Genomic DNA, 22,038 nt, shown 5'->3' with positions numbered 1-22,038 from the left:
ATCCCCGACATAATAATAGATTTTGGTGTTTTGAGTTGGTCGCTGCGAAATCTCTGACAATAAGCTTTAGCATGTCAATGATGTCTAAGCTATGCAAAAGATCTGTTCGGTCGTCACCGTTGCGGCACATATTTATGCCATAGTGATATTCTCTTGTATTCTCGAAGTATTGCGAATTTAGTTCTGCTTGAGTAGTGATATAACTAATAAGCAGGTTGTTACTCAGCTGGGATAAATTGAAGGCTGTTGAAAATCCTCTGTACCAATCGGCATGAGCTTCGGAATAATTTTCGATGGTTGGGATTTGCATGTTTAACATTTGTCGTCCTTGAGAATAAAAAAAGGGATCTATGGATGCTGGCAATGTGACATGCCCGCAGATGGCAGTCCACAATTTTTGATGCGCGCAAATCGCACGGCTGGGATTGAAATTGGCAGGGCAATGCCTCGCAAAAATGACCAGAATTCAACACAGAGCGCCTATGCTTGAGTGGTGATAGGCTGTTTCCACGGTAGAAAGGAGAGGGTGGGTGATGAAGGAGTCGTACAAGCTGTTGGTGGCGCTGAACAAAAACGAGCTACGCCCTTTGCTAGATGAGAAGAAGGTCCTGGTATCGACCCTGTACAGCCAGGCAATAAGCCATTGTGTTGCCCATTCAATAGCTCATAGGGAGTACTCCCTACTGGGTGTATTAGTGAATGTCTTTGAAACCCGAGACTACAGATTGTTCGTGAGTGGTTGGCTGTGTGAACGCCTTGGGTTGTTGAGCAAGATGGGACCGAACGGAGCTGTCTTTGCTCGCAACGACAATCCGCCCAACGAGCGCATGAGCTGGAAAGTGAGCCTTGAACAATTCGCTGCGAGTAAATTTAAAATCACCTTACCTGTGAAAAAGCCAAGTCCTGACAAGCCAAAAGAGAAGGTCAGGAAGGGGCCAAAAAAAATAGACATGCTTGATTCATGGGCACGGCTACCTGGGAGCTACGGTAGCGGGAAGCGTTAAGAACCGAGTCTGACTGTCCTAGGAAACTATTCAGGGCGTATTCTGAATAGAGTCGGGATTGGATAGGAATTAGATAGGAATGCGTTCTTACAGTGTTCTGAATTGTCTAGGAGTAGATTCCGATTCCTCTCTGATATAAGTCCTAGCCTATTCAGAGGATATTCGGAAAATGTTCGGAATGTACTCGGAGCTTTCTCGGTGAAGATTCAGTACGCTACAGGCAAAAAAAGCCCTGATTAAAGGGCTTGGGGGGGAATCAGTCACATCAATCTGTGTTCAAGCCAATTATGCTCAAGACCTCATTTCGTGCGTCCGCTCCCATGGCTTTTAAAAGCTGGTTACGCTCTTTAGGTGCCAGTGACAAGACTGCGACCTTCGTGAGCAGATCCTGCAGGGCTGGGTCTGTTTGGGCGTGTAACCGCAGAAGGTTGATTTGCAAAACGTCCTGAAGGTGCGATTGCAGGGTAGCGTTTTCTTCATAGTGGGCGGTCCCTGTTACCTCTACGGTGCCGTTCAATAACGCATGGTAGTAGTCAGGTGTAGCCACTGAGACGTGCTTCTTACCCACGGTTGTGGTGCTAGGCGCATCCAGAAACGCTCTACCAACCGCCTGGATTTTTTCTTCAATCGTTTGCTCAACCAAAGGCGCTTGGATTCCTACTGAAATCTTTGAAAGGCTTTCTGACTGGTTTTTGTTGATACGTGCTTGCATTGCTTGAATGTCTATAGTTTTGCTCATGTTATTTCTCCTATTAGTTATTGATGTTAAGTTCTGCGAAAATTTGATCAGCGATAGCTTTGAATTCCGCTTTCGCAATATCACTTTCTGCGCTATTGGAACTGAAAATTGATTTGGCCTGTGCAAGCATATTTGGATAAATAGCGCGATAAACCATTGGTGCTAAAATAGGTGGATGAGTTTCCCCATACGCAAAATGGAAATCTGTCAGTGTCTCTTCGATACGGCTGATACCCTTTGCACCCTTGTATTTCGATGATTCGAAGCTGATCAAACTGCGAATTATGGTGTCCAGGCTCTTACCTTTCGACTCCATACCAGCTTTCAATTCTTTGACTACTCGACCTATGTAAGGTGCTGTTTTCAATTCTTGTGCATCTGCTTTGAAGGGGAAAATTGCAAGGTCGGATTTTTTCAAAATCTCAAGGAACTGCGGCTTTATCTCATCTGTTGAAGTGTAAATATTTGCGGGAATGTCTACTAAGATGAAATCAAATTCTGTGTGAGTATTTTGTACGTTATCAATATTGAAGCTTGCGATAGCCGAACCGTATACCTTCAATTTAGCACTCATGGTTAAATTTTTAATTTTCTGGTTTAAATGTGGTATGTTTTTAAAGTTTTCATTATCAGTGTTTATTGTGATCAAGTCTGTGAGGGTTTGAATTGCTTTGTCTTTCATTTCTTGACGTTGGACATAGAAGTCATCAGCGGCTCTGATGGGATCAAGATCCACATACAGAATTGAAAAGCCAAGTTGCAAAAGGTAGTCGGCAAGATTAAGTAGGAATGTAGTCTTCCCACTGCTTTTATGTGAGGCAGCAACGATGGTTTTAGTTTTTTTCTTTTCAATCTGGTCAAGCGTTATGGCTTTTTTCATTTGATTCTTCCTTTAGTTTTAGGTTGTTTTAAATATCGTAGCATTTAGATTTATGGAAATAGGGGGTTATTAGGAATATATTAGGAATATTTTCCTAGTCCTTTATTAATTAGGTCGGAATTTCTTCTGAATACTTTATGAATCTGTTCAGAGCGTATTCGGAATTGGCTCCGAATGAATTCATGGGGGGATCATAAACATCACTATTACTTAGCTCATGCTAAGAATTTCGTGGCGTTAGACTGAAGGGATATCAAAACCCTGTAATTTCTAATTTGTGGATATCAAAACGAAAAAAAACAGGAATCTCTCTGTTTTGATTCTAGGATCATAATTTATCTCCTTAGTAAATCCTTTCTGGTAATGAATCTTGAACGGCTTCGTGATTGGATTCCTCTACAAAACATTCCTCTGTCAGCATTCCTTGCTCGTAAAGCTCCGTTAGCTCTTCGTCTCCATCGATCAGATCTTCAATAGCTTGTTTTCTGTTTTTCTCGAAATTATTCATATTTTCAATGTCCTCTTCTTTTGTTGTTGTTCTTGGGGCGTAGGAGTCTCTACCGCTGAATCTCTAGGGCTTATGGTCGGCGCCTTCACCTGTGGCGTTGAATCCGTATCAACCCGCGATAGGCGCTGTTTGATGAAGTCAGAAACAGGCAGGGTAGGGTCTAGGTCGTACTTGGCTTTGAGGTCATTCTCAAGCTTGTAGATGATCTCGTTCGCTGTGCGGTCTGCGTCTGCTGCTGCTTTGAATACCTGATCAGGCTTGTCTCTCAAGCCCTTCAAGGCCCAACCCACATCGTAGGTCTGGTGGTTCTTGAAAAAGGCATCGTCTAACTGGTCGCGCATGCCATCTGTGAGGTTGAAGTTCAGGTGCTTAACCACGGCTTGCGCTGACAGATTGGCTACCAACTCTTCATAGGCCCTGTGTTCATCACTCTGACCATATTTTGCGAGGCTTTCACGGTTCTTGCGGCTTGCTACGCCGTATGAGTGGCTGACTTCATGCAAGAGAGTGGATAGCTCGTGGAGGTCGCTCTTGAAGTGGCTAGAAGGTGACATATAGATGGTGTCTTCACCGGGGGAGAAGTAATTGCTGTGTTCAACTCCAGCATGCCTTTTGAGCGGTGTAGGCATCGTATCCATGACTGACTGAAGCACCGTCTGTACTTCGGCTGGGGTTGGGATCTTGGCGCGTTGCGCCATCTGCGCTTTTATCTTCTCGGGTAGCTCGCCTGTAAATTGCTGCAGGTTGAAGACAGGCGATAGCTTTGAAGCACGTCTATAGATGGCTTTGCCTTCCGCATTGTCCTGGTCATCGTTACCTCCAGCACCTGGCTTTTCGCCGTCTTTTACAAAGCCGATCTGCATGCCGAAGTGGTGAACAACGAAGTCTCCCTTCTCGCCCTTGTTTGACAGGCCAGCGTCGTAGCCCTGTTTCGCTGTGAGGTAGTAGGGCAGTTCAAAGCCTTTCTCTTTCCCTAGCATGGACAGAAGCATGGAGTTTTCGAGGTTGTAGACTGTTCCTGACATGGGGTTCAGGTATCGGATTTTGAAGCACGGTGAATTCCACACCGGCACGTCTGGATTTTCTGCCTGGAGCATTGCGTGGATGCTATCGACCTTATCCGCAAGGAATCCCTCGAGCTTCTCTTTACTGTTGTCGATGTACTCCTTTTTTTCTTTGTATGATTTTCGTTTAGCTACTGCCATTTAATTTCTGGTTGTTATATGACTGATTTTACCATTTGATTTTTAGAAGGCATTCGCTACGCGAAATAAAGACTGGGGCAACGTGTTGAGACAAACTGTTAGGCATTGCAGGGAAAAGCAATTTTTAAGCTATATCTGCCGGGTTTTGCAGGCACGAAAATATTTCTAGGATCGATCTTGATTGATCCTCAAGACTGGAGCTATGGTTTTGCCTCAAACCAAAATTGAGTGATTCAAATGAAAAGGATTTTGACTGCTGTAGTTATCTCCCTGTGCGTAGCTTCTGCAAGCCATGCTGACGACCGTTTTACTTTTGAGAAGTACCCAGCCTCTGCGGTTTCCAGCAAGGCTCTGGCAAAGGTAGATTGGTCGAGTAACAAAGCCCTAGCAGGCCAATGGCGCATCAAAGAATCCATCGAAGGCACCGTTGGCAAGAAAGCCGATTTTGCGGGGCACTTTGTTGTCGCTACTTACGGTTGCGGCACGGGATGCCAAGCAACGGTCTTCGTTGATGTGAACGATGGGAAGCTTTACAAAGCACCTATGCAGTTTCCAAGCGAGTCAGATTCTCTTGCCCCAGCTAATGGTGGGGTTGCTCACAGGCAAAACAGCAATGCAATTTTCATGAGTGATTTGCGTTACTACAAAGCTGGTAGCCCGGACATGATGCAATCTGATGGTGTGGTGCTTTGGAATGAAAAGGCTAAAAAATTTGAACTTGTAGCAAAATCCAAACCATTCAAAATGAAAATGGATTGACCTATTTTCAAACTGAATTAATTTGTTGTAGTATCCAATCATCACTAATTAAAGGGTTACATCATGTCGAAGCTTGCAGAATTCCGTCAGCTTGAAAAACACCTTGCAGAACAAATGGCCCAACTGGAAGCCTTGAAAGGTGACGCTGGTTTGGCTGAAGAAATCAAATTTGAAGAGAAGCTGCGCAATCTGCTAGGCCAATATGGCAAAAGTCTGCGCGACGTGATCGCAATCCTCGATCCAGCTTCGCTTAACCGCAAAGGTGGTGCTGCTCCTGTAGCTGCCAAAGCAACCCGCCGCGAGCGCGTTGTTAAGGTTTACAAGAACCCGCACACTGGCGAAACCATCGAAACTAAAGGTGGCAACCACCGTCAATTGAAAGAATGGAAAAGTGAGTTCGGTGCTGACACCGTTGAGTCGTGGTTGAGCAAGTAACACCAGCTATCATGCCGCCGCAGCGGCGGCATGTGCTTCACCTGTTCTCATTCTCCCCCCTAGATCTATGATGGCGTAATTGGGTGTACCATCGTATTCTCATTGCGTTTGAACATGGGGTATGACAAGGATGAACAAGGCCACAGCGGCTTTTCTATGGATTTTTTTCTGCGCTGCCTCTCAAGCTCAAGAATTCGACTTCAATGGTGCTGTGTTGGGAATGAAGCTCACTGAGTTTCAAGCTCTTCCCGTAATCAATGGAAAGTTGACCCCTGACGGCAAGGCCGGTTGGTGCGACCAGAGAGCGGGCAAGCTTGTTTGTCACCGCGTTGGTGATGATCCATTTGGGCAAATCTACGGTCCTGCATTGGGCGACTACCACTTCGACAAAGACAAAAGCGGTGAGCTTCGCCTTTACATGATTATGCTCATGGCCGACCGTAGAAATTATCCTATTGCTGAGTCGGGGCTTACCCAAAAATGGGGAGCTGGCAAATCAGTCGTTTCAACTGCAACCAACGGACTAGGGCAAGAAATCAAGGCAACTACTCTGAGCTGGAACAAGCCGGATTCCGCTATCACGCTTGAGGCCCCTTGTGGGAACGTCAAGTACCTTTGCCTGACATACACGCACAAATCCCTAGCTAAAGATGTAGCAGGTTCAGTACCGCCTTCAGGTTCCGGCTTCTAAGACCGTGACGAAAATCATTCGGCGGGTTTTCTATATTTTCTGACCTCATCTAGAAAGCTTTTTGCCGGTTTCAGTGATGAGTATTTTGAATACAAGGCGTAGGAATCCATCATAGCCTTGTCTCTCTGAGCTACAGGCAATAACTGAAAAGCATCAGTTGTCTTTTGACTGGTTTTGGTTAGTTGAAATACCGCATTCCATACCGCAGCTGAATATTTATCACTGATAGATCCGCTGCCATAGGTAGAGGAAATCATTAGAGCGGCACTACCTTCTCCCAGTAAAAATGCCTTTTCGTAGTATTGAATAGCCTTAAGCGCTTCTACAGAAGAATTACGTTCTCTATAGAAATCTGCGTGTCTATTACCTAATTCTCGAAGCGCTGCGTAAGCGTCTGCCAAAGTCACCTTGTATGACTCAGAACGGTATAAGCAGTCCTTCAGAAAGCCGTAGGACGGCTGATAATCCATGGCCTGACCTCATCCGGCGTCATGAAAAGCCTCGTTTATCGCGTTGAGCAAAGTAGCCCTTATAGGCGCGTCACCCTCTCACCTACCAATCCTCGAATACCCGAAAGTCATTCTCTCGGGCATTTGAGCATCCGGTAAAAAAACTTGTAACTCAGTTCACCTTGAACCGTCCCACCAGCCCCTGCTGTTGCTCGGCCAAGCGGGCTAACTCGCGGCTGGTGACGGCGGTTTGTTCAGCACCGGCGCTGACCTGGATAACCAGAGTGTTGATGTCGTTTACGTTGCGGTGGATCTCCTCGGCAACCTGACTCTGTTGTTCTGCCGCCGAGGCGACCTGTATGTTGCTGTCGCTGATGGTCGCGATGCCCTCGGCTATTTCTTCTAGCAACTCCCCTGCGCGCACTACGTTGCTCGCGCCTTCTTGAGCCTTCCCTAGAGTTTCCTGCATGGAAGTGGCGGCACGGTCGGAGCCGGATTGCAGATTGGCGATCATCTTCTGGATACTGACGGTGGAATCCTGAGTCTTTTTGGCCAGATTCCGCACCTCATCGGCGACCACGGCAAATCCACGACCCTGCTCACCGGCACGGGCAGCCTCAATGGCAGCGTTCAAAGCTAGCAGATTGGTTTGCTCTGCTACACCACGAATCACATCCAAAACCGAGGAGATGGAATAGCTTTCACCCTTGAGCTCCTCAATGATTCGGGATGTTTGTTCGGCCTGAACCTCAAGCCCTTTGATCAAGCTGATGGTGTTCTCGATTTCAGCCTTGCCCTGCATAGTGCTGGCATTAACGCGCTGCGACATCTCTGCGGCGTCGGTAGTGCTGCGCGCCACGTCTTTGACCGTGGCGCTCATCTCGCTGATGGCAGTGACCACCTGATCGGTGCCTTGACGCTGCTGGACGACGTTATTGCTAGTTTGCAGGGCCACAGCCGAAGACTGCTCGGCGGCGGTCGCGACCTGCGCCGTGGCACTCCCGATCTCACGGATCACTTCACCGATCTGTATGGCCATGTTATCCAGGTTACGCGAGATCTCGCCAAACTCGTCTCTGCCGGTGTAACGGGTTCTGGCAGTTAGGTCACGCGTGGATAGCGAAATAAGGGTGCGGTTCACGTCGACCACAGCGATTTTGATATTGCGAATAATCACCGAAGCGAGCCACAGCACCGCAATCAACATCAGAATGACGGTGGCTATTGCGACATACAGACTGCGCTGGGCATCGGTACGCGCGACATTGGCTAGGCTCACGACCGTCTGGCCCAGTTCAGCCTCGACCTGAGCCATCATGTCGATACGGCTGGTGGAAAGGTTGAACCAGTCTTCGGGTTTGATATTAAGCGGATCGCCTAGAGGCGTATCAAATCCGAGTTTTTGCAGGCGAGCTACATCGACGGATGCGGGCTGTTGTAGAACCGCATCCAGCTTATTTTTGAACACGGCAGGAGCCCAGCGTTGAAAGGCCTCGAAATAGCCGGAGAACTCGCCCATGTTGCGGCTGAAACGTGACAACAGCGGCGCATCAAAACGGTTTTGGTTGAATGCCAGGCCAAGCAGTACACGCTCTCGACCAGAGCGCTCTTTCATGTCTACGAACTGATTGAGTGAACTCAGCCCACGCAGGATTTCCGGATCCTCAATGCTGGTTTCCAGTGAGTAAGAGAAGCCGATCAAATTTTTGATAAGATCGGTGAATCGGGTGCCGGACTCGCCGTTATTGATTGCGAGCGTGTCCACCTGCTGACGCAGTCCGGCCAAACCATCAATTGCGCGCAGCATCTTGTCAGGCGCGATAAGACCCTCGGTCGATTGCGCATGCATCGCGCTCACCGCACGGTCGGTTTCTTGGCGTAAGACTTTCAACTTGTCCTGCATCGTCTTACCACCGCTGCCCAGAAACACGCCGCTTGCGCCGCGCTCACGCTGGATAGTGGTTACTACGTCACTGAGTTTCTGCGCGGTGCCGGTAGCGGTGACCGCTCGGTTCATCTCGCTCAGTGTCTCTCGTTTGTCAGCTACAAAAATCCCGGCGAAGACCAGAAAGCCCAACAGGGGAAACATCAAAATAAGCAGTAGCTTTGTACTCAAAGGAGCATTTCTAAGCATGGCAGGCCTCAGGGCTTGAAGATGTTGTTTAAAGCTATCCAAGGCGAACGTTCTATGAAGTCGACGTCTGATAGAGCCCAGGATGGTTCAGTAGTAGCCTGCCGTAGCCAGTTTTTTCTCCGTTCGGAATGTTTCGGCTGAAACCAGCAAAGCTTTACCTGTACCCGTATATCGATAGGGGCCTAGGTGTGTTCGCCATCCGCTTACAGCGCTGCTATCGACCCTGCTTCACTAGCTTTGGTTAGGTAGCTTTCACCTATCGTAGTGTTCTGTGGGACACCTTTACCGTCCAGGTAAGCTCGCCCAAGGAAATACATAGCGTCAACGTCGCCCTGGTCAGCAGCTAGCTTGAAGTAGTGCACTGATTTGGCATCATCCTTGAAATCCTTTTGGAGGTAGGCCATTCCCAAGATGAGCTGCGCACGGTAGTCACCTTTATCTGCATAGGGCTGAAGAGCCGAAGCGGCTGGGCCAAACTGACTCTGAGTGTACAGAGACATTCCTTGCTCGAGGGTAGGGGGCTTATCGCAGCCTACAAGCATCATGGCTACCAAAACCGCAGAGTACAGGCGCATCCAACACCTCGGGCCGAAGGGATGAGTGCAGCATAGACGCTGATCTGTCTACAGTAGGTAGGGCTGGTATTCATCACCCCCTGAAATTGGCGGCTTTGACCTCGTTCAAAGTGAAGCTGATGTGATACTCGAAAAGCGAGACGTTCGGTACTGCCACGACTGCATGACGCAAATTCTGGCTAATGTCCTTTGCGACAATGACTCCCTTCACCTTCGTTCCTCCTTCCCTGTTCGTAATCAGCCAGCCCATGTACCGGCTTATCTGGCCTATGGCTTTGTCGGCTACGCGACCACGTTTCAGCTCAAAGACGACATAGGCGCCATCGCTGTCTATTGCCAGAATGTCTATAGGGCCAACGCCAGTGGGGTATTCAACGCCGTCTCGTCCTTGTTCATCGACGTACAAGCGCAAGGTCTTGCCGTCAACAGACAGTGATTCGATGTTATGAGCGATGAAATCTCGCAACTGCCATTCCAGCTCGAAGACGCTGCCCCTAGCATCGTCAGGCGTTTCACCACCTTCCTGCTCTAGCTCTTCGTCTTCCAGGTCTTTAAGTGCCGTTTGCGGCGTTCCTGGGTGAAGGATCAAAACCTGTGTCTCGGTTTCTTCTATGACCCAACCCATGCGGGCAAACCCTTTGCGAAGCTGCTGCGAGTTAGCTTCGTTAGGATTCATTGGAGGGGCGTCAGTCGGGTTCTGCCTGCACCACTCCTTCATAGGGAAGAGATCGCTAGCTCCTTCTTGCCCTGCTTTCACTATCAGGTATTTCTTAGGTGGCTGCATGAGCTTCAGTCGCGTGGGGTGAGAGGAGAGATGTATCTTTCACTGGAATACCTCTGGTTGCTTTGCCTTGGAAGCTGTCATTGGATGATTTCAGCGCGCACCGGGACGTAATGAAACAAGATTTTGACCCTTGGGGCTTAGCAGGGCAACCCTCCAGCTCTTGGGGTTTTTGCCAGAATGAAGGATTGTAGAGTGGAAGCTGCTAAGGAACGATAAGGGGTGTGATATCTTAGGGAGGACTGTCGATATCTGTTCCAAAATTCTGGGTCATCCGGCCTAGCAGGCAAAGTACAGGGAGTCACCGCTAGGTCCGAGTAATTGCAAATTCATTGCTATTAAGGATCATTGAGTGATGAATAATAAGTAACACTTGAAAATTTGAGCGTATATGAGAAGGCCGAAGCAACAACCGACGAAAACCGCCCAAGAGGTGGCGAGTGCTGAAGCACAAATTGTCGAGCTTTCAAAGCGGATTGAATTTTACCTAACTGAATACTCTATTGAGCTTTTAGCTAAAAAGATGCGCGATGAAGAGTTTGTAGTCCCCTCATATCAGCGAGAATTTACTTGGGAAAGTGAACGCAAATCCAGATTCATTGAGTCATTGCTACTAGGGCTTCCTATACCTTTCCTTTTCTTTTGGGAAATGCCAGATGGCAGGCTTGAAATTGTAGATGGTTCTCAGCGACTTAGAACAATCGAAGAGTTTGTACATGACGACTTTCGGCTTAATGAATTAGAAAGCCTTACTAATTTATCGAATTTTGTGTTTGCGGATTTGCCGCCTTCTAGACAACGGAAGATAAATAATCGCTCCATTCGAGGGATTGTATTGAATGAACATGCGGACGAGCAGGCTAGGTTCGATTTGTTTGAGCGTATCAACACCGGCAGCAAGATAGCAAATAAAGCAGAGGTTCGTAGGGGGGCACTTGCAGGACCTTTTATGAATCTTGTGATTGAGCTTGCAGAGACAGATCTATTCAAAGAGCTTGCGCCTGTATCTCGTAAAAATGCGGATGAGAGAGGGCGTGAAGACTTAGTTACTAGATTTTTTGCTTACGGGGATGGTCTTGATGGATATAGAGATAGGCCCTCTGAGTTCCTTTTTGATTATGTAAAGGCAATGAATAGCAAATTCGCAAAGACGCCTAGCCTAGTAAAAGCGTATAAGAAAATTTTCAATGATACGATGGAGTTTGTTGAAAAATATTTTCCTTACGGATTTCGTAAGAGTCAAACCGGTAAAGCTACTCCACGCGCTCGATTTGAAGCGATTGCAATTGGCTCAAGGCACGCTTTAAGTGAAAAAGTGGCTATCGCAAAAAAACGGCATATAGATGTTAGTTGGTTAAATGACGACGAATTTATTTCCGTTACTGGTTCAGATGGTGCAAACGCCGTTGCTCGCTTGCGCGAAAGAATTGGATTTGTTCAACGAAAATTGTTAGGCAATTGAAATGGACGATCTCTTAGCAGCGTTTGAGGAACGTCTTTCGGAGGTTGAAACTTATATAGACTTTCTCAAGTTAATGGAAGGTGTTGCGCAACAAGGTCCACCAAAATTTGAAGGGGCTGGACATCCTATAAGTGCGCAGCAACAAAAAATTTTATACTCTAGTGTATATTTGCAGCTCTATAATTTGGTAGAGTCAACAATGACCCTGTGCATTGATTTTGTAGCCAGCGCAACAACAAATTCAGCTACATGGGGTCCGCAACATCTCAGTGAGCAGCTATTGCGGGAATGGATACGGCTTACTGCCAGAACTCACAAAGATCTAACTCCTGAACATCGACTTGATTATGCTTTGAAGTTGTGTGCACAGCTAATTTCGCAAGAACCCATTGCAGAGTTTTCTATAGAAAAAGGTGGCGGCGGCAACTGGGATGACAATGAGATAGAAGCAATCACTAAACGAATAGGTTTCAAGCTTAAAGTGAAAAAGAAAATATACGATGATGTTAAGCGTCCGTTCAGAGATGAGCTGGGGCCTTTAGCACTAGTGAAGCGCCTTCGCAATAGACTTGCTCATGGCTCTATCTCTTTCACGGAGTGTGCGGAGTATGAAACCGTAACGCGTTTAGCTGATTTAAAAGATAAAACAGTTTGCTATCTGCGTGAAGTAATAGTTTGTTTTTGTGCCTATGTTGAAAAACATGAATTCCTTGTTCCAGAGCGGCGTCCAGTTTGAATCAGTTAGTGAATGTTAATACGCAAGAAGTTGTGCAGATTACAGCTGTGGACTTGTTTTGCGGAGTTGGCGGTTTGACTCATGGTTTAGTTCGTGGTGGTATTCAAGTTACTGCTGGCGTGGATCTGGATCCAAACAGTCGCTTTCCTTTTGAAGAGAATAACTGCTCGCGTTTTATAGAGAGCGACATCAGCCAACTACAAGCTGATGTAATAAAACCTTATTTAAATGGTGCTGGGTTTAGTCTGTTGGCAGGTTGTGCGCCATGCCAGCCATTTTCGACATATAGCCGCAGTGGCCGCAACAGTCATTACGAAACGCAGTGGCCATTGGCGCTAGCTTTCGGACGTTTGGTAAACGAGCTAAAACCAGATCTTGTAGCAATGGAGAATGTTCCACAGCTAGCTGATCACGATGTTTTTAAAGATTTCGTTAAGAGCTTGAAAGGCTATCATGCATGGTGGGCTGTAGTTGATTGTTCTTTATATGGTATACCTCAAACACGTAAGCGGTTAGTTCTCCTCGCTTCTCGATTGGGTAGTGCCGGATTGGTGCTTAAGCCCACGCATACAAAAGCGGTTACAGTAAGAGAAACTATTGAGGGGCTTCCCTCTATTCGCGCAGGCGAGAGAGATCCATCTGACGCGATGCATTATGCTTCATCTTTGAGTGATTTAAATTTGAGGCGGATACAGGCTTCAACTCCGGGAGGTACATGGAGAGATTGGCCTGAAGAATTGCAAGCCGCGTGCCATAAAAAATCAACGGGCGCGACGTATCCAAGCGTATACGGTAGGATGGAGTGGGACAAGCCGGGGCCCACTATTACTACCCAGTGTTTTGGTTTTGGGAATGGTCGCTTCGGACATCCGGAGCAAAGTAGAGCAATTTCATTAAGAGAGGCTGCAATGCTTCAAACTTTCCCTGCGAATTATCAGTTTGTACCGCCGGGAACTCCCATACGGTTTAATAAGATGGGGCGGTTAATTGGAAATGCTGTGCCTGTGAGGCTGGGTGAGGTTATAGCGGATGCTTTAATTGCTCACGTTAAACAATACTGTCAGTAATGATTATACTATGTATGAAACTACTTGATTTGCCATGAGTTATTTATAATCCCTCTAATCTAAAAATTAGAGGGTTGGTTAATTTTATTTCGCTGCGGTTTCGAATGGGTCGCACTTAAAGTCTCAGAGCTGTGGGTGCGTGCTCAGTTTAAACAGATGTACATTCATGGTGGAGATATTTATTAATTTCCGTTCAATCCGCTGTCACGAGTCAAAAGCCTCTTTTTCCAGTGAATTTCCTTTAGCTTCATCTCTTCAATACCGGTGTGCTTATCTGAAATCTCTAAGATGCTGAACCTGAAATTTTCAGAAAACGACTCACCACGTTTCAGATGAAGGTCGCGTATGCGTGTGTTACCACCATGCCCATTCTTTGAGTACGTTACCCAACGATCCCACAAGCCACCTGTGCCTGTGGCAGAGCCTACATATAGCTGGTGTTCACCCTCGGTGCGGTCGGATATCAGGTAGACGCCTGCAACGCTGCTCAAAGCAGTCTGCCACGACACAATCCCTTCCCTGGCGATGATTTTCAATTCTTGAAAGCTAATGTCCACATCCTTGAAGCCGGGGAATCCCCCCACGGTCATTTTCCTTTCTAGGATTTCGGACAGCTTCATCGTGGGCATGCATGTCTTGAGGTACAGGTAGTTGGCCCTTGGTTTTTTGTACTCCAAGACCAAACGTCCCGCCAGCTCTTCGAACTCTGGCACACGGCGGTATTCGTAAACGTAATCACGATTGACCCTGCCTTGGCGTACCTCTTTCACCTTCAAAGAATCGTAGATCCCAGCTAGGAGCCATTTCTTGGACTCTGGAATCTCAACAAGGCCGATGACGTATCGGCACTCGAAATTCTTCCTCGACTGCCAGGACTGCCACTCATCAAAGTCCCCAGCCAGGTACACGTCCATTGGGTGGTCGATCCCGTTGTGCTGTGCCAGATGGATTTTGGTGTTATCGGGTGTGAGGGTAGGCAAGAGGCTGGTCAAGAACAGCATGAGCATGATGGTAGAAATCCTCGGACGATTCGAGAATCTAGCATTTGACGCATTCTGCTGCGCGGGGATATTTGCCTTCAGGACCTGATGAGTAGGTACGACGCACATGAAAAGCAGAAAATGCGTTTTCAGCTTGATTAGTTTGATGGGCCGGAGGAGGGCTTTGAGAGAAACCTAAATTTGGATGTAGCTTGTTTTTTGAGTTTTTTTCACTCAAATAGTTTGAATTCTTCGCCTAGGTTTTTGAAGCCATACGGCTCAAGAAATTTCCCGTCGTTTATAGTTCGGATGGTTGATATTTCTTCGTTGTTGATTGAAACGACTGTGACCATTTTCAGAGTTTCTTTGTTGTAGTTGAATTTGAAACTCATTCCATGAGACACAAGGAAGTGAATAATTTCCAATCTTCCTTTCTCTTCGCGAAACAATCTTTTGAATTGTTCAAGAGTTTCAATTCGTAATTCGGACTTTTTCATGGCAGCTAATGATGCCAGTTCAGCACGTTTCGCCTCTGACTCTTTAACGTCTGATTCAGCTATAACAATTTTTTTTAGAAGGAACGCCGGAATGCTACCGTCCTGTATAGCCTCGGCTGATCTTTCGAGGTTCTCTAATCTAATTTTTCTTTTATGTAATTCGTTTTCAATGATAACCTTTTGTTTGTGATATTCCTTTGTTTCGTCATTACCCATCATGATTTTGGCAAAGCGCTCTCCGAGAGCCAAGCTTCCTCTTAATGATTTTGCGGTTCTTTCTGTTTCCTGAATAATCAATGCGTCAGTTGTTTCGTCTTTGCCAAGAGCTCTACTTTTTTCCATAAATTGATCAATGTTATCTACAAGGTCGTGCGCAAGGTGTGTCAACATTGCTTGATTAGGATTAATGCTGTTAAATGCGTATACGGTTTCAACATCCTTAATAATGTCAAATAAGATTTTTACTGCAAAATCATAACGAATTCTGTTGTTGCACTTTTCGACTTTTTCAAAATTGCTCCGGCAAGAAAGGTAGTAGTAGTGGTTTCGCCGTGAGCCAAAGTTATGCATGAAGAACATTGATTCGCCGCACTGGCCGCACTGGGCAGTGTGACGAAAGATATTCACATGACCAACGCTTGCTCGACCTACACGTTTCTTTACCTTCCTTTCCTGCATGGCCTGCCTTGCCTGCTCGAAAAGTTCATAGCTGATGATTTGTGGGTAATAGTTTTCGATATACTTATCGAACTGCATTTTCCCATCGACTTTAATCTGTGAGTACATAAAGCCTAAAGGATATTTTTTCTCAAAAATGTCTTTAACTCTATTCTGCGTCCATCGCACTTTAGACGTTTTATTTATTTCTTTAATGGTGGAAGTAACTCCCTGTAGTCGCAACGACTCGAATACTCGGGTCAGTTCATCAACTTGTTCGGGGTTAGGCTCAAATTTACCAGTGGTTTCGTTGTACTGAACGCCGAAGGGAGGGCGCTTGGCATTGAAAGGTTTTTGGACCTCATCGGCTAGTTTTTTCGCTTTGGTCCACGCGGAGAGGCGCCGTACTGACTTAGTTCGGGATTCTTCATGTGCCCTTTTTGCAATTACAGACAGAAGAATATCCTGGCTGAGATCGTCAATACCGTTCTTCTCTGATGCTTTTTCGTAGCGCTGATTGTCTATTGTGGTTACAAGAATGATCCCCTTTTCGAGGATTCCATTTACCAATTCCTTTGCCTGCAGGAGGCGCTGCCGACTCAACCTGTCAATAGATTCCACAAAGACGTAATCGCCGGGACGGATGCGCAGACTATCAATCTGATCGATCAAGTCTTTAAGCTTTCCATGTGTTCGGTTCTTACCAGAAAACGCAGACACGCCATTTTCATAGAAAAAATTATCATCTGGAATATCTACTGCGTATTGCTCTGCAAGGAGGCGAATCGACTCCTTCTGTCGTGTGACAGAATCCTTGTCTTCACCGCCTTGGCGTTTAGTAGAGTGGCGGATGTACGCATAGCCTGCAGGGGGTTGGCTGCTCATGTAATGCCCATTATAAGATGTTAGTAATGGTAGCATTGTACAAGACCAACCACATGCCGGTGCGTTTCCTGATCTACGTGGCGATCACCGCGCTCACGCGGCTGTTGATCTCCAATGTGTCCCACCACAACCCGCCCGACCTCGGCATCATCTACCTGTGCGGTGGGATTCTGCTGTTGGCGTTTGCGATTCTGGTGGTGCGCTACGCGTCGTCGGCGTTCCCGTCGGTGAAGGTCGAAGGCCCGCGTCGCAAGGGCGAGGCGAACCTGGAGACCGAGAAGGGCGAGCTTTAAAGCCCGACGCTGAAGGGCAGGGGGCGGGTCGGTGGCCGCTGCAGCAGTTTGTGGCTGTCGCCGTCCGTCATCACCGCCAGGATCTCCATGGCGCTGTGGCCCTGCTCGATGGCGATGCCGAATTGAATGCTTTGCACCAGGCGTTTGAGCCGTTGCGGGTCGTTGCGTTGTTCGGCACTGATCATGCGTTTGGCCACTACGCCCGTCTCGTCCGAGAGGGTGAGCATGATGCTGCCGTCGAGCCGTTGGATGCTCAGGTTGACGCGGTATTTTGGGGTGAAGGTGTCGGTGATGATCTGAAAAGGATTGTCCATGGTGCGTTACCGCCTGATAAGAACATGCAGTCATTGACGACCGGTGTCGTGATTAGTTCGCGTTGCCTGACCACCGGCCACTCCGTCGCTGAGGTTGTACAAATTCCGTTTACCTCATGAGCTGTACAGCAAAGGGCGTGCCGTACAGCGATCTGTCAAACAATGAGCTCCTTATGTGTGTGTGCTTGCTCCCGATAGCGGTGCATCAGCCAAGTATTCATTGACTGATGCACCGCTATCGGGAGCAAGCCCCCTCCCACATGGGTTCTATGTTGTTATTGAAATCGGTGATCCGTTTCAGGGCAACACGGAAAAAACGATCGCTGACAGCGCAATCAGCACTCCACCCAGCTGACCGCCAGGCCGCCCCGTGAAGTTTCTTTGTACTTGTCGTGCATGTCGGCGCCGGTATCGCGCATGGTGCGGATCACCCGGTCGAGGGAAATGAAATGCTTGCCGTCACCGCGCAGGGCCATTTGCGTGGCGTTGATGGCCTTGACCGCGGCGATGGCATTGCGCTCGATGCACGGCACCTGCACCAGGCCGCCGACCGGGTCGCAGGTCAGGCCGAGGTTGTGTTCCAGGCCGATTTCGGCGGCGTTTTCCAGTTGCTCGGGGGTGGCACCGAGGATGTCGGCCAGGCCGGCGGCGGCCATGGCGCAGGCTGAGCCGACTTCGCCCTGGCAACCGACTTCGGCACCGGAGATCGAGGCGTTTTTCTTACACAGAATGCCGACGGCTGCGGCGGCCAGGAAGAAATTGATCACATCGTCGTCAGACGCGTCGGCATTGAACTTCATGTAGTAGTGCAGCACCGCCGGGATGATTCCCGCTGCGCCATTGGTCGGCGCCGTGACCATGCGCCCGCCCGCGGCATTTTCTTCGTTGACGGCGAGGGCGAACAGGTTGACCCATTCCATGGCCGACAAGGTCGAGGTGATCACATTGGGTTTGCCGATTTCCAACAGGCTGCGGTGCAATTTCGCTGCACGCCGTGGCACGTCCAGGCCACCGGGCAGGATGCCTTCGTGGCGCAGGCCTTGTTCCACGCATTCGCGCATCACCGACCAGATATGCAGCAGGCCGCTGCGGATCTGTTCATCGCTGCGCCAGGCGCGTTCGTTGGCCATCATCAATTCGGAAACCCGCAGGCCGTGTTTGTTGCACAGGGCCAGCAGCTCGACGGCGCTGGAGAAGTCGTAGGGCAATTGCACATCGTTGGCCGGCGCGAGGCCCGAAGCCGCTTCAGCGGCTTCGATGATGAAACCGCCACCCACCGAATAATAGGTCTGCTCGCTGAGCAGGCCGTTGTCGCCGTAGGCGTGCAGGGACATGGCGTTGGGGTGGTAGGGCAGACTTTCGTCCAGCAGCAGGAGGTCTCTTTGCCAGTTGAAAGCAATTTCCTGTTGACCGGCCAGCAACAACCGTCCGGACTCGCGCAGCTGTTGGATTCGCGTGTTGATCGAAGTGGGATCGACCTGATCCGGCCATTCGCCCATCAGGCCCATGACGCAGGCGCGGTCGGTGGCGTGGCCGACACCAGTGGCGGACAGCGAGCCATACAGGCGCACTTCGACCCGGCGCGTTTCACTCAGCAGGTGCTGGTCGCTCAGGGCCCGGGCGAAGGTCGCCGCCGCGCGCATGGGGCCGACGGTATGGGAGCTGGAAGGGCCGATGCCCACCTTGAATAGATCGAAAACACTGATAGCCATGCTAAAGCCTTACAAGAAATGGAGTAGGAATCGCTGCCATGTTTTGTAGGACGAGCGCAATTGGCGCGATACTGAGCCTCTAGATCGGCACTGACCAACGAATTATCCTAAGACACCCTTTAGCAGGACTAAACTCTATGGCTCGCCCTCTCCATGGCCAGACTTATGTCTGGTTGCACGTGTTTTCCTGCGCTGCACGGCATCTGTCGTTCACCCGCTGCGCCGAAGAACTGCACATCACGCCGGGGGCGGTGAGCCAGCAAATCCGCCAGTTGGAGGAGCGCCTGGGGTTTCGGCTGTTTCATCGACGGGCACGGGGGGTGGAGCTGAGTGCCGAGGGCCAGCGCCTGGCGGCAACGGTGGGGGAGGCCTACGGCAGCATCGACGCCGAGTTGCAGCGGCTGGATGCGGGGATGATCAGCGGCACGCTCCGCCTGCGCTCGATTCCATCATTTCTTGGCAAATGGCTGACCCCACGCTTACCGCGCTTGCAGCAGCGCTTCCCGGATATCCAACTGCGTATGGTTGCCGAGGACAGTAGCATCGCCCTGCACGAGGGCGACTTTGACCTGGCCATTGACCTCAACGACGGCAGCTACCCCGGCCTGTTATCCACAGCCCTGCTGGATGAGCAGATTTTCCCGGTCTGCGCCCCCAGCCTGTTGCGGGGTCGACCGCCCTTGCACGGGCCGGCCGATCTCGTGCATTTCCCGCTGCTGCATGACATTACCGCCTGGCGTGGGAGTTATGAGTATGCGGAGTGGGAGTTCTATCTGAATGCCATCGGCTATCACGTCGCCGATGTACGCCGTGGCCACACCTTCAACCGCAACCACCTGACCATCGAAGCCGCCATCGCCGGCATGGGCGTGGCGATTGCGCGACGCACCTTGCTCAACGATGAGCTGGAACGCGGTACCTTGATTGTGCCGTTCGGCCTCGCGGTGCCCAACTATAAACGTTATGTGTTGCTATATGCGCCGGGCGCCCTGAGCCATCCGGGCGTACGCGCGGTGCATGACTGGCTGGTGGAGGAAGCAGGGATTTTTCGCGCATTGCACCCGCTCGGAGGGGGGCAATTGTGAGGATTGCGGGGCGTAAGAAGATGTAACTAACTCCCCACCCTAACAGCGTTTCTGCTCGTCGTCAGGGTTAATTTGTAATGTGGGATTTATCTTTGCAAAGGGGTTGAAATGTTTCTCTAGCTGCTCAATTGTGTAATCAAGAGGTCATGGTTTCACCACCCCGGTGTTGCAGTTTGTGACCTCTCGCGAGCTAGCTGAAATAAGGGAAGAACTATGCAAATCCAAGTCAATAGCGATAACCATATTGAAAGCAGCATCCGACTGGAGGAGTGGGTACGTACTACCATTGAGAGCACGCTCGAACGTTATGAAGAAGACCTGACCCGAGTGGAGGTCTACCTGCGGGATGAGAACGGCGATAAGCCCGGTCCCCACGATTTAAGTTGCCGACTGGAAGCGCGGCCAAAAGGCCATCAACCGCTGTCGGTGTCCGCCAAGGGCGATACCCTGGAACAAGCGATTGACAGCGCGGCCACCAAGCTGGATCACGCATTGGAACATCTGTTTGGTCGACTGCAAGGCAAGCCCCGCGCTGCCGCGAAAAACCAGCCCATCAACAAAGTGAACGAAGACGCGCTGGAACAGGAATTCCTGGAAAACGAAAACGCGGTCATCAACGGCTGACGTTCTTTTCACCCCCTGCAAACGGGCCTGCATCTGCAGGCCCGTTTTCGTTCAGGCGCCGCGTCGGAAAAAATACCGGCTCAACAGCGCCAGCCCCCCAGCCCCCAACCCGGCAAACAGCATCGCCCAACCGGCCCCGTGGCGCAGTGCCGCCTGGGCATCGTTGGCTGCCAGCCCCATCGACTCCAACTTTCCTGCGGCAATGTTCTGGCTGATGGCCGGCCACTCCATTGCCGTGGTGGCGGGCAGCATCTCGGCCAGCTGATGGCTGATCCCCAGCAACAGCACCAGGCCCATCAGGGCAATGTTGAGCGCCAGGGTGATCAGCCGCGCACTGAGGTCGATGCCGGAGGCCATGCCCGCGCGGTCGGCCGATACCGAGCCGGTGGTGGTATTGGTGGTGGGCGAGTTGGTCAGCGCCAGGCCTGCGCCGGCGATCACGCAACTGAGCAGCACCAGCCCGATACGTGGGTGCTCGGCGCCGTTGACGGCGGCCATGGCCAGAAAGCCCGCGCCCATCAGGCCCAGGCCGAGGGGGATGATGCGTTCGGCGCCATAGCGCAGGGCCAGGCGCTCGGCCAGTGGCGGTACCAGCAAGGTCGGCAGGGTATAGGCGAGCAGAGCGGCGCCGGTGGTCAAGGTGTCGTAACCCAGGCCTGCCTGAAAGTACAACGGCAGGTAGATCATGAACGGCCAGAAGCTGAAGTTCATGCCGATCGAACCCATCAACGCGCCGTTGAACCGCTGGATGCGGAACACCGAGAAGTCGAACATCGGGTGCGCACTGCGAAGCTCGACCGTGATGAACAGCAGCAGGCCGAGCACCGACAACGCCGCCCAACCGAGCATGGCCGGTGTGCCGAAACCGTGTTCGCTGCCTTGGGTGATGAAGTACACCAGGGCAAACACCGACAGGGTCAGGGTGAGCATGCCGGCGATGTCCAGGCGATGGGCGGCCGGGTCGCGGGATTCCTGCACGCTGATGCGCAGCAGCACCAGGGTGAACAGGGTGAGCGGCACATGTACGAGGAACACCCAACGCCAATCTGCCACCGCCAGGATCAATGCGCCGATCATCGGCCCGAAGCCCAGGCCCACGCCGGCAATCACGCCCCATATCGCAAACGCCCGTGCCCGTGCTGCCGGTTCGCGGAACAGGTGCGAGAGGATGGCGAATTGGCAAATCATCATCGCCCCGGCACCGATGCCCTGGATAAACCGCGCCGTGATCAGCAGCGAGGCATCCTCGGCCAGCCCGCAGGCCAGTGAAGCCAGGCCAAACACCCACAGGCACAGCACCAGCATGCGGCGACGGCCAAAGCGGTCGGCCAATGTGCCCGCTGCCATCAGCACGCTGGTGCAGGCCAGGGTGTAGGCGTTCATGATCCACTGGGCGTCCTGGAAGCCCGTGCCCAACTCCCGCTCGAGCGTCGGCAGGATCACCGGCACGCTGGAAATCTCCAGGCCGAACATCAGGGCGACAAGGCACACGGCCGTGAGGGCCAGCCCATTCCTGGCGGTACGCGGGGGGCTGGCGGTAGTTAACGTGGCGGCGGGTGGCATGGG

Annotated in this window: 22 protein-coding genes and 1 pseudogene; 10 read left to right on the top strand and 13 right to left on the bottom strand. The window is 50.3% G+C overall.

What is annotated here, in order from left to right:
* The first annotated feature begins 533 nt into the window (after positions 1-533).
* The gene (locus tag BFP99_RS30535; protein WP_065948918.1) at positions 534-1,004 is read left to right on the top strand and encodes a hypothetical protein; all 471 of its coding nucleotides are present in this window, start codon (positions 534-536) and stop codon (positions 1,002-1,004) included.
* 265 nt (positions 1,005-1,269) lie between these two features.
* Here the strand turns inward: BFP99_RS30535 and BFP99_RS30530 are convergent, their stop codons facing one another.
* The 4 genes from BFP99_RS30530 to BFP99_RS30520 form a co-directional block, all read right to left on the bottom strand.
* Positions 1,270-1,743, bottom strand: coding sequence for a hypothetical protein (locus BFP99_RS30530; protein WP_014717433.1), 474 nt, complete (start codon positions 1,741-1,743; stop codon positions 1,270-1,272).
* A 13-nt stretch (positions 1,744-1,756) separates the two neighbouring features.
* The gene (locus tag BFP99_RS30525) at positions 1,757-2,623 is read right to left on the bottom strand and encodes a ParA family protein (protein WP_065948917.1); all 867 of its coding nucleotides are present in this window, start codon (positions 2,621-2,623) and stop codon (positions 1,757-1,759) included.
* Positions 2,624-2,966: 343 nt separating this feature from the next.
* Positions 2,967-3,131: a hypothetical protein gene (locus tag BFP99_RS33405; RefSeq protein WP_164558387.1), complete on the bottom strand. Its 165-nt coding sequence runs from the start codon at positions 3,129-3,131 to the stop codon at positions 2,967-2,969.
* The gene (locus tag BFP99_RS30520) at positions 3,128-4,336 is read right to left on the bottom strand and encodes a zincin-like metallopeptidase domain-containing protein (protein WP_065948916.1); all 1,209 of its coding nucleotides are present in this window, start codon (positions 4,334-4,336) and stop codon (positions 3,128-3,130) included. The genes BFP99_RS33405 and BFP99_RS30520 overlap by 4 nt, the downstream gene beginning before the upstream one ends.
* A gap of 237 nt (positions 4,337-4,573) precedes the next feature.
* On the opposite strand from BFP99_RS30520, the gene BFP99_RS30515 reads away from it, so the two are divergent.
* The 3 genes from BFP99_RS30515 to BFP99_RS30505 all read left to right on the top strand — a co-directional run bounded on the left by BFP99_RS30515 (position 4,574) and on the right by BFP99_RS30505 (position 6,221).
* Complete coding sequence (locus BFP99_RS30515) at positions 4,574-5,095, top strand: hypothetical protein (protein ID WP_065948915.1); 522 nt, start codon at positions 4,574-4,576, stop codon at positions 5,093-5,095.
* A gap of 63 nt (positions 5,096-5,158) precedes the next feature.
* Positions 5,159-5,530, top strand: a complete 372-nt coding sequence (locus tag BFP99_RS30510; RefSeq protein WP_065948914.1) for a histone-like nucleoid-structuring protein, MvaT/MvaU family — start codon at positions 5,159-5,161, stop codon at positions 5,528-5,530.
* Between the two features lie 130 nt (positions 5,531-5,660).
* Positions 5,661-6,221 carry a hypothetical protein gene (locus BFP99_RS30505; RefSeq protein ID WP_141690848.1) on the top strand — a complete coding sequence of 187 codons (561 nt, stop codon included), beginning with the start codon at positions 5,661-5,663 and terminating at the stop codon, positions 6,219-6,221.
* 14 nt (positions 6,222-6,235) lie between these two features.
* Here the strand turns inward: BFP99_RS30505 and BFP99_RS33155 are convergent, their stop codons facing one another.
* From BFP99_RS33155 to BFP99_RS30490, 4 genes are all read right to left on the bottom strand, one after another.
* On the bottom strand, positions 6,236-6,691 hold the full coding sequence (locus BFP99_RS33155) for a hypothetical protein (protein ID WP_141690847.1): 456 nt from the start codon (positions 6,689-6,691) through the stop codon (positions 6,236-6,238).
* 151 nt (positions 6,692-6,842) lie between these two features.
* Entirely contained in the window at positions 6,843-8,759 is a 1,917-nt protein-coding gene (locus tag BFP99_RS30500; RefSeq protein ID WP_043205934.1) for a methyl-accepting chemotaxis protein, read from the bottom strand.
* 248 nt (positions 8,760-9,007) lie between these two features.
* On the bottom strand, positions 9,008-9,304 hold the full coding sequence (locus BFP99_RS30495) for a tetratricopeptide repeat protein (RefSeq protein WP_176719712.1): 297 nt from the start codon (positions 9,302-9,304) through the stop codon (positions 9,008-9,010).
* 148 nt (positions 9,305-9,452) lie between these two features.
* Positions 9,453-10,055, bottom strand: coding sequence for an endonuclease NucS domain-containing protein (locus BFP99_RS30490; protein ID WP_256098260.1), 603 nt, complete (start codon positions 10,053-10,055; stop codon positions 9,453-9,455).
* 496 nt (positions 10,056-10,551) lie between these two features.
* Between BFP99_RS30490 and BFP99_RS30485 the strand changes: the two genes are divergently transcribed.
* From BFP99_RS30485 to BFP99_RS32575, 3 genes are read left to right on the top strand one after another with little or no spacing between them, the layout of a single operon-like run.
* A complete protein-coding gene (locus BFP99_RS30485; protein ID WP_065948910.1) occupies positions 10,552-11,622 on the top strand; it encodes a DUF262 domain-containing protein in 1,071 nt (356 codons plus the stop codon).
* Position 11,623: 1 nt separating this feature from the next.
* Positions 11,624-12,358 carry an MAE_28990/MAE_18760 family HEPN-like nuclease gene (locus tag BFP99_RS32580; RefSeq protein WP_083221287.1) on the top strand — a complete coding sequence of 245 codons (735 nt, stop codon included), beginning with the start codon at positions 11,624-11,626 and terminating at the stop codon, positions 12,356-12,358.
* A complete protein-coding gene (locus tag BFP99_RS32575; RefSeq protein ID WP_083221286.1) occupies positions 12,355-13,425 on the top strand; it encodes a DNA cytosine methyltransferase in 1,071 nt (356 codons plus the stop codon). Before BFP99_RS32580 ends, BFP99_RS32575 begins: the two co-directional genes overlap by 4 nt.
* 182 nt (positions 13,426-13,607) lie before the next feature.
* Here BFP99_RS32575 and BFP99_RS30480 read toward each other — a convergent pair whose 3' ends face one another.
* Both BFP99_RS30480 and BFP99_RS30475 read right to left on the bottom strand, forming a co-directional pair.
* Positions 13,608-14,432 carry a GIY-YIG nuclease family protein gene (locus tag BFP99_RS30480; protein ID WP_065948909.1) on the bottom strand — a complete coding sequence of 275 codons (825 nt, stop codon included), beginning with the start codon at positions 14,430-14,432 and terminating at the stop codon, positions 13,608-13,610.
* Positions 14,433-14,635: 203 nt separating this feature from the next.
* Complete coding sequence (locus BFP99_RS30475; RefSeq protein WP_065948908.1) at positions 14,636-16,444, bottom strand: recombinase family protein; 1,809 nt, start codon at positions 16,442-16,444, stop codon at positions 14,636-14,638.
* 26 nt (positions 16,445-16,470) lie between these two features.
* Between BFP99_RS30475 and BFP99_RS30470 the strand changes: the two are divergent.
* Positions 16,471-16,737, top strand: a pseudogene (locus BFP99_RS30470) (phosphate-starvation-inducible PsiE family protein); the annotation flags it as partial.
* On the opposite strand, the gene BFP99_RS30465 reads toward BFP99_RS30470, so the two are convergent.
* Positions 16,734-17,051 (bottom strand): DUF3509 domain-containing protein, encoded by a 318-nt coding sequence (locus BFP99_RS30465; RefSeq protein WP_065924197.1) that lies wholly within the window; start codon positions 17,049-17,051, stop codon positions 16,734-16,736. The pseudogene BFP99_RS30470 and the gene BFP99_RS30465 overlap by 4 nt on opposite strands.
* Positions 17,052-17,386: 335 nt before the next feature.
* Positions 17,387-18,763, bottom strand: a complete 1,377-nt coding sequence (locus BFP99_RS30460; RefSeq protein ID WP_065948907.1) for an L-serine ammonia-lyase — start codon at positions 18,761-18,763, stop codon at positions 17,387-17,389.
* A gap of 137 nt (positions 18,764-18,900) precedes the next feature.
* Here BFP99_RS30460 and BFP99_RS30455 point away from each other — a divergent pair, with 137 nt between their 5' ends.
* Together BFP99_RS30455 and BFP99_RS30450 are read left to right on the top strand one after the other, a co-directional pair.
* Entirely contained in the window at positions 18,901-19,848 is a 948-nt protein-coding gene (locus BFP99_RS30455; protein WP_065948906.1) for a LysR substrate-binding domain-containing protein, read from the top strand.
* Between the two features lie 213 nt (positions 19,849-20,061).
* Complete coding sequence (locus BFP99_RS30450) at positions 20,062-20,472, top strand: HPF/RaiA family ribosome-associated protein (protein ID WP_027604683.1); 411 nt, start codon at positions 20,062-20,064, stop codon at positions 20,470-20,472.
* 51 nt (positions 20,473-20,523) lie between these two features.
* Here BFP99_RS30450 and BFP99_RS30445 read toward each other — a convergent pair whose 3' ends face one another.
* Positions 20,524-22,035: an MFS transporter gene (locus tag BFP99_RS30445; protein WP_065924194.1), complete on the bottom strand. Its 1,512-nt coding sequence runs from the start codon at positions 22,033-22,035 to the stop codon at positions 20,524-20,526.
* Between the last annotated feature and the right edge of the window lie 3 nt (positions 22,036-22,038).

The sequence above is a fragment of the Pseudomonas sp. 1 R 17 genome (genome assembly GCF_900067035.1).
GTDB classification, from domain to species: Bacteria; Pseudomonadota; Gammaproteobacteria; order Pseudomonadales; family Pseudomonadaceae; genus Aquipseudomonas; species Aquipseudomonas marginalis.
Note: the sequence above shows the minus strand (reverse complement) of the source record. Positions and strands in the feature narration are given on the sequence as shown.